Here is a 6,605-nt window from a genome sequence, read left to right as displayed (position 1 = left end):
ACAGATTTCAGCGTAGGTGGCGGGCGTGGTCAGCCACGCAGCCAGTCAGCATGCTTTACCTGTCGGCCATCACCATCCTGGAGTTGGAAATGGGCACCCAGACCCTGGCGCGCCGTTCGCCCCCGCAGGGCCGTGCGCTGCGCACCTGGTTGACGGGCGTGCGCGCCGCGTTTGCCGGTCGAATCTTGCCTTTTACTGAAAACACCGCGCCCGTGTGCGCGTCACTGCATGTCCCCAATCCACACTCAGAGCGCGACTCGATGATTGCCGCCACCGCGATGGAGCACCGCTTCACGGTCGTGACGCGCAACACGGCGGACTATGTCAATACCGGCGTGGCTCTCGTCAATCCCTGGCTGGCGTGAGTCATGGACAAAGCAAGACATCGCTACATTTTTTCACGAAGCGCTCGCTATATAAAGCATAGCTGCTTACGCATATCGGACGAGGGCTAGAGCCTGATTTTGTTCGCATGGCGGGCTGTGGCGATCTGGAGGATTGACCGGTTGGAATGCAGCGGTTGCCGACATAAGTCTGCCCAAAATGCTCGCTCCATACCCGACATTCACTCCGGTCGCCTGACCGTCAGCAAAGTGGCGATGATTTCGCCAAACTGAGCACCCGCCAACGCACCGAACAGTCGGTGGCGACAGGCAGGTTTTGTTGGGGTCGTCTCAGAAAACGGAAAATAAAGCGCGCAGAGGTTTGGCGGCCAGAGCGAAGCCACCGGCTGCTGAAGCAAATGATCGGCGATTCATTCTTTGCTAATGATGGGCTAACTCTCGCAACCTAAAGTGATGTCCACGGTGAAGACCAACGCGTCTTCCCGATTTCAGTCAACTTTATAGGAACATCATCATGATCGCATCAAAGAAACACGTAATGACTTTGCTGGGCCTGGTTTTAACCGTGGCCGCAGCCAATGTGTTCGCCTTCACGGGCCAGAAATTGGCCGGAGAAGCAAAAATAAGTATCGAACAGGCCCGAGCGACTGCTCTCAAGGCCTATCCCGGAAAGATCACAGACGAGGAACTGGAACGGGAGAACGGTGGTAGCGGCCTGCGTTATTCCTTCGACATCCGGCAGGGCAAAGTCACGCAGGAAGTGGGTGTGGATGGAGTAACCGGCAAACTGTTGGAAAACGCGCCAGAAGGGCCCAATCCAGACTAACTGGCTGGTGGGCTGCTACCGCGAATTGCGGTGGTGGCTAAGCCCGGGCTAAGTTTGTCCGGGCAGACTGGCCACAAAACTCATTCGCCTTTCCTGAGACAACCCATGAATACGCTAACCACCCCTACCGCATCAAACTGGCTCAATAAGGTTCCTGAAGTCGCGCTCTCATTCTGGATTATCAAAATAATGTCCACGACAGTCGGGGAAACCGGAGCCGACTTTTTGGCTGTCAACGCAGGCTTGGGCCAGGGAGTAACCCGTGCAGTGATGGGCGCCCTGTTGGCTGGCGCCTTGTTCATGCAGTTGCGCACGCGGCGTTACACGCCCTGGATTTACTGGCTGACGGTCGTGCTGGTCAGCGTGGTCGGCACCCTGATTACTGACCTGCTCACCGACGGGATGGGTGTCAGCCTGTATGTCAGCACCTCGGTATTTGCCGTCGTACTCGCCGGGATTTTTGCGGTTTGGTATTGGGTGGAACGCAGCTTGTCAATCCACGAGATTTTCACGCGGCGCAGAGAGTTGTTTTACTGGTCGGCCATTCTTTGCACGTTCGCACTGGGAACGGCGGCAGGTGACTTGGCGACTGAAGCGCTCGGCCTTGGCTTTACCTGGGGAGCGGCGTCATTCGGCGCACTGATCGCCATTACCTATGCGGCATGGCGCATGGGCGGCAACGCCGTGCTGACCTTCTGGATTGGTTACATCCTGACGCGTCCCTTTGGTGCCGCCCTCGGTGACCTGCTGACGCAGGCCAAGACCTATGGCGGCCTCGGCATGGGTGCAATGTGGACCAGCGCACTATTCCTGACCGTGATCGTGATGCTGGTCGCCGTTGCGCAGTTCAGCGTTGGCAGCAACAGAAACACACAAGTTGCCGAATAACCTCTGCCCAATAACTCAAGGAAAAATCATGCCCCCTCTTGTTTCGCTGATCCGCCCCGTCGCCGCTGTAGCGGTGATCTCGCTGCTGGCCCTGGCCGCCGGATGTTCCAAGCCTGGCGACACGGGCACCGCTGGAACAGCCCCGGCAACCACAGTTCAGCCCAACTCTGCAACGCAGGCCAGGACCGCATCCAAGCTGGGCGATCTGTCTGTGTTTCGGACCATCGCGGCAGACGTTGCCGCCATCGTGGACAAGGGTGATCTGCCAGCCGCCAAGACACGAATCAAGGATTTGGAACTTGCATGGGATTCGGCCGAGGCGGGTTTAAAGCCCCGTGCAGCGGATGATTGGCACAGGCTCGACAAGTCCATTGACCATGCCCTCAGTGCGCTACGTGCAGACGCACCCAACCAAACTGACTGCAAAAAGGCGACGGCTGACCTATTAACCACTTTCGACTCCCTCCAAGGCAAGTCGTAATCTGCAGGAAAATCAATATGGATACTTCAACAAATGACTCTTTGAGCAAGGTTCCAGAAGTTACTTTGCTGTTCTGGATAATGAAAATCGTGGCGACCACGCTTGGCGAAACAGGTGGCGATGCGGTTTCGATGTCGATGAATTTGGGCTACCTGATTGGTACGGCCATTTTCTCGGTCGTATTTCTGGCTACGGTCTTTGCACAGATCAAGGCCAAGACCTTTCGGCCCTTCCTTTACTGGACAACGATCATCGCAACCACCACGGTCGGCACGACACTGGCTGATTTCGCTGACCGATCTCTTGGTATCGGGTACGCTGGTGGTTCGACCCTGCTTCTGGCTTTGCTGTTTGGCTCTCTGCTCGTTTGGCATCGCACACTCGGCTCGGTCTCGGTCCATACGGTCAGCTCGCCCAAAGCGGAAATGTTCTACTGGGTGACGATCATGTTCTCCCAGACCTTGGGGACGGCACTGGGTGACTGGACGGCGGATTCCGCAGGACTCGGTTACACCGGAGCCGCAATTGTGTTTGGCGCTCTATTGGCATTGGTCGTGGTGGCTTACTATTGGACTAATGTTTCGCGCACACTGCTTTTTTGGGCAGCGTTCATTTTGACCCGACCTCTGGGTGCCGTGGTAGGGGACTTTCTGGATAAGCCGCTCAGTGCAGGCGGGCTGGCCCTGAGTCGCTACTCAGCATCAGCGGCACTTATCGCCTTCATTCTGACCAGCATTTTGCTATTCAAGCATAGAGCTGCCAGAACGGCGCATTGAACTATCGTTATCTGTCGGAGGAGCAATGAGGGTATTGCTGGTTGAAGACGATGCCATGATTGGCGAAGCCATCCAGGGGGCGCTGAAAGACGCTTCCTACGCTGCCGATTGGGTAAGAAACGGCCAAACCGCGCTCACGACACTGGGTTGCCAGCACTATGACCTGGTGTTGCTCGATCTCGGCCTACCCGGCAAGGATGGTTTGGAGGTGTTGACCAGCATTCGTGCAAAAGACAACCCTGTTCCCTTGCTCATCATCACCGCCCGCGACGCCCTCGATGATCGACTGCGCGGCCTGGATGGCGGGGCCGATGACTATTTGCTCAAACCCTTTGAGATGGCCGAACTGCTGGCCCGCATGCGTGCCGTGCTGCGACGCAAGGCAGGCAGTGCAGCGACTGTGCTCAGCAACGGTGTCGTGTCGCTCGATCCGGCAACGCGGGAGGCGACGGTCAACGATCACGCTCCAGTTCAACTCTCCCACCGTGAGTTCGCCTTGTTGCAAGCCTTGTTGGCACGTCCTGGTGCCATTCTTTCCCGCAGTGACTTGGAAGACCGTATCTACGGCTGGGGAGAGGAGGTCGAAAGCAATGCCGTCGAGTTTCTGATCCACGCGTTGCGGCGCAAACTGGGCAGCGAAATTATCAAGAATGTCAGGGGGGTTGGATGGATGGTTTCAAAAAGCGTTTAAACGAGTCAATTCAGTTCAAGTTGTCTTTTTCACTGCTGCTGGCCATCCTGGTCATCGCCGTGATGGCCGGCGTTTTCTCGTTTGCGTCCGCCTTCGACGAAGCTCACGAACTGCAGGACGACATGTTGCGCCAGGTCTCGGTTCTATTTGATCGGCAGCTTCTACCGCTTGCCCATCTGGCGGACGGCGGCCGGGTCAGGGACAGCGATGAAGAGTCGCGTGTGATCGTGCAGTATCTGAAAGATGGCCTGAAAGTGGTCGGCAACGTTGACGCCGGAGCACCGTTACCGCTGCCAATGACGTTACCTGATGGCCTGCAGACACTCAAAGTCAATGGTGAGTCGTTCCGGGTTTTGGTCAAGACAATGGCCAGTGGCGAGCGTTTCATCGTGGCGCAGGAAACCGGCATTCGAAACGAAACTGCGCGCGACAGCGCTTTGCGCACCTTGATGCCGCTTCTGATCCTGGTGCCCATCCTGCTCCTGATTGTGGCTGACCTCGTGCGCAAGATGTTCCGGCCCATCGCTTCTTTGTCGGCTGAAATTGACCAGCGCGCCGAACAGGAATTACATCCTGTCGAGGAAAGCCACCTCCCCGCCGAAGTGCGCCCGTTCGTGGTGGCGATCAACCGTCTCCTGGCCCGAGTAGACCAGTCAATGGAAACACAACGCCGGTTTGTCGCCGATGCAGCGCATGAGCTGCGGTCCCCGTTGACTGCCTTGTCACTGCAAGCGGAGCGGCTGGCCGAGGCGGATATGTCAGACCTTGCGCGTGAACGTCTCGTGACACTGCGCCGAGGCATAGAGCGCGGTCGCAAGCTGCTGGATCAGCTTCTCACCTTGGCTAAAGCCCACGCCACTCCCGAGCAGCCCAAGTCGTCTGTATCGGTACGGCACATCTACCGCCACGTATTGGAAGATATCCTTCCATTGGCAGAGGCCAAGCATATTGATATTGGTATCGAGGGAGAGCAAGACGCCCAACTCTGGGTCAACGAGCTGGATCTGATGGCCGTGGTCAAGAACTTGGTCGATAACGCCATTCGCTACACGCCAGAGGGTGGTAGGGTTGATCTTTCTGTCACCACGGAGGGAGGCCGCGCAGTATTAAGAATCCAAGACTCAGGGCCAGGTATTCAAGTCGCCGAGCGGGAACGGGTGTTTGCCCCGTTTTATCGCACCCTTGGGAACGATCAAGTCGGGTCAGGTCTGGGTCTGTCCATCGTCAAGGCAGTCACTGACCGGATTAGCGCTGAGATTCAACTGGGGTTTTCAGACGGAGTGAGGCATTGCGGCCTGTGTGTCTGTGTTCTTGTGCCGGTGGCTAAGCCGGTTCAAGGGGCACCTCAAAAAACGGAAAACCAACGTCCTTTACCTCAAGACGCCAATTGAATTTGGTATGACCATTTCGTTGCAGGTAGAAATTGCCAAAGCCTTCTTTCCTTGTGTTCAGCCTTGTGGAAAGTTAAGGGGGCAACTGAGTCAACGTTCCAAAACATCGAATGGGGCGTTCAGTGTCGGGTATCGGGCAGGCATTTCGAGAAAATTATCGTCGGGAATGGGCACCTTGCGGCCAAAATGAATGACTGCTGGCAGGTCGCCATAACTCGAAAATTGAACCGCCAGTGAGCTGCCAGTGGTGAACGGCCGCAGTGTGTCTAAAACCGACAGGCACACCACGCTCCGTGCGCAAACCATTGACCAAAAAAAAACGCGCCTTCGGGCGCGTTTTTTACGAAAGCAAGAAGCTGCTTACTTCGATACGACGCGCGCCATCTCCAGGCACTTGCTCGAATAGCCCCATTCGTTGTCATACCAGGACACGACCTTCACAAAGGTGCTGTCCAGCGCCATGCCGGCGTCGGCATCGAACACCGAGGTGCAGCTCTCGCCGCGGAAATCGGTGGACACCACTTTGTCTTCGGTGTAGCCCAGCACGCCCTTCATGGCGCCCACGCTGGCGGCCTTCATGGCGGCACAGATTTCAGCGTAGGTGGCGGGCTTGGTCAGCTCGACCGTCAAGTCCACCACCGACACGTCGGAGGTCGGCACGCGGAAGGACATGCCGGTGAGCTTTTTGTTCAACTCGGGAATCACCACGCCCACGGCCTTGGCGGCGCCAGTGCTGGAGGGGATGATGTTTTCCAGAATGCCACGGCCGCCGCGCCAGTCTTTGTTGGACGGGCTGTCCACGGTTTTTTGTGTTGCCGTGGCGGCGTGCACCGTCGTCATCAGGCCGCGCTTGATGCCCCAGTTGTCGTTCAAGACCTTGGCCACGGGCGCCAGGCAGTTGGTGGTGCACGAGGCGTTGGAGATGATGGTCTCGCCCTTGTAGGTGCTGTCGTTCACGCCATAAACGAACATCGGGGTGTCGTCTTTGGAAGGCGCGGACATGATGACTTTTTTGGCCCCCGCGGTGATATGCTTTTGCGCGCTTTCCTTGGTCAGGAACAAACCCGTGGCTTCGATCACGAGGTCGGCACCGACTTCGTTCCACTTCAGTTCAGCCGGGTCTTTGACTGCGGTCAGGCGGATCTTTTTGCCATTGACGATGAGGTTATTGCCTTCAACCGCGATGTCGCCCTTGAAGCGGCCATGCA

The 6,605-nt window shown here is 57.0% G+C and carries 8 protein-coding genes; 7 read left to right on the top strand and 1 reads right to left on the bottom strand.

Annotated elements, in window-relative coordinates; genetic code table 11:
- From B3V69_RS12245 to B3V69_RS12215, 7 genes are all read left to right on the top strand, one after another.
- Positions 1–365: type II toxin-antitoxin system VapC family toxin (locus B3V69_RS12245; RefSeq protein WP_296446925.1), on the top strand; the 365-nt coding region annotated here is incomplete at its 5' end.
- Between the two features lie 493 nt (positions 366–858).
- On the top strand, positions 859–1,170 hold the full coding sequence (locus B3V69_RS12240; protein WP_296446923.1) for a PepSY domain-containing protein: 312 nt from the start codon (positions 859–861) through the stop codon (positions 1,168–1,170).
- A 105-nt stretch (positions 1,171–1,275) separates the two neighbouring features.
- Positions 1,276–2,058, top strand: a complete 783-nt coding sequence (locus tag B3V69_RS12235) for a hypothetical protein (protein WP_296446921.1) — start codon at positions 1,276–1,278, stop codon at positions 2,056–2,058.
- A 28-nt stretch (positions 2,059–2,086) separates the two neighbouring features.
- Positions 2,087–2,539 (top strand): hypothetical protein, encoded by a 453-nt coding sequence (locus tag B3V69_RS12230; RefSeq protein WP_296446919.1) that lies wholly within the window; start codon positions 2,087–2,089, stop codon positions 2,537–2,539.
- Positions 2,540–2,556: 17 nt separating this feature from the next.
- Entirely contained in the window at positions 2,557–3,315 is a 759-nt protein-coding gene (locus B3V69_RS12225; RefSeq protein ID WP_296446918.1) for a hypothetical protein, read from the top strand.
- A gap of 25 nt (positions 3,316–3,340) precedes the next feature.
- A complete protein-coding gene (locus B3V69_RS12220) occupies positions 3,341–4,006 on the top strand; it encodes a response regulator (RefSeq protein ID WP_296446916.1) in 666 nt (221 codons plus the stop codon).
- Positions 3,982–5,397 carry a sensor histidine kinase gene (locus tag B3V69_RS12215; protein ID WP_296446914.1) on the top strand — a complete coding sequence of 472 codons (1,416 nt, stop codon included), beginning with the start codon at positions 3,982–3,984 and terminating at the stop codon, positions 5,395–5,397. The genes B3V69_RS12220 and B3V69_RS12215 overlap by 25 nt, the downstream gene beginning before the upstream one ends.
- A 360-nt stretch (positions 5,398–5,757) precedes the next feature.
- On the opposite strand, the gene gap is transcribed toward B3V69_RS12215, so the two are convergent.
- Positions 5,758–6,605: type I glyceraldehyde-3-phosphate dehydrogenase (gap, locus tag B3V69_RS12210; RefSeq protein ID WP_296446911.1), on the bottom strand; the 848-nt coding region annotated here is incomplete at its 5' end.

Source organism: Rhodoferax sp. UBA5149 (assembly GCF_002413825.1).
In the GTDB taxonomy this organism is placed as follows: Bacteria; Pseudomonadota; Gammaproteobacteria; order Burkholderiales; family Burkholderiaceae_C; genus Rhodoferax.
The sequence above is the reverse complement of the archived record's forward strand: the minus strand, read 5'-3'. Positions and strand labels throughout refer to the sequence as shown.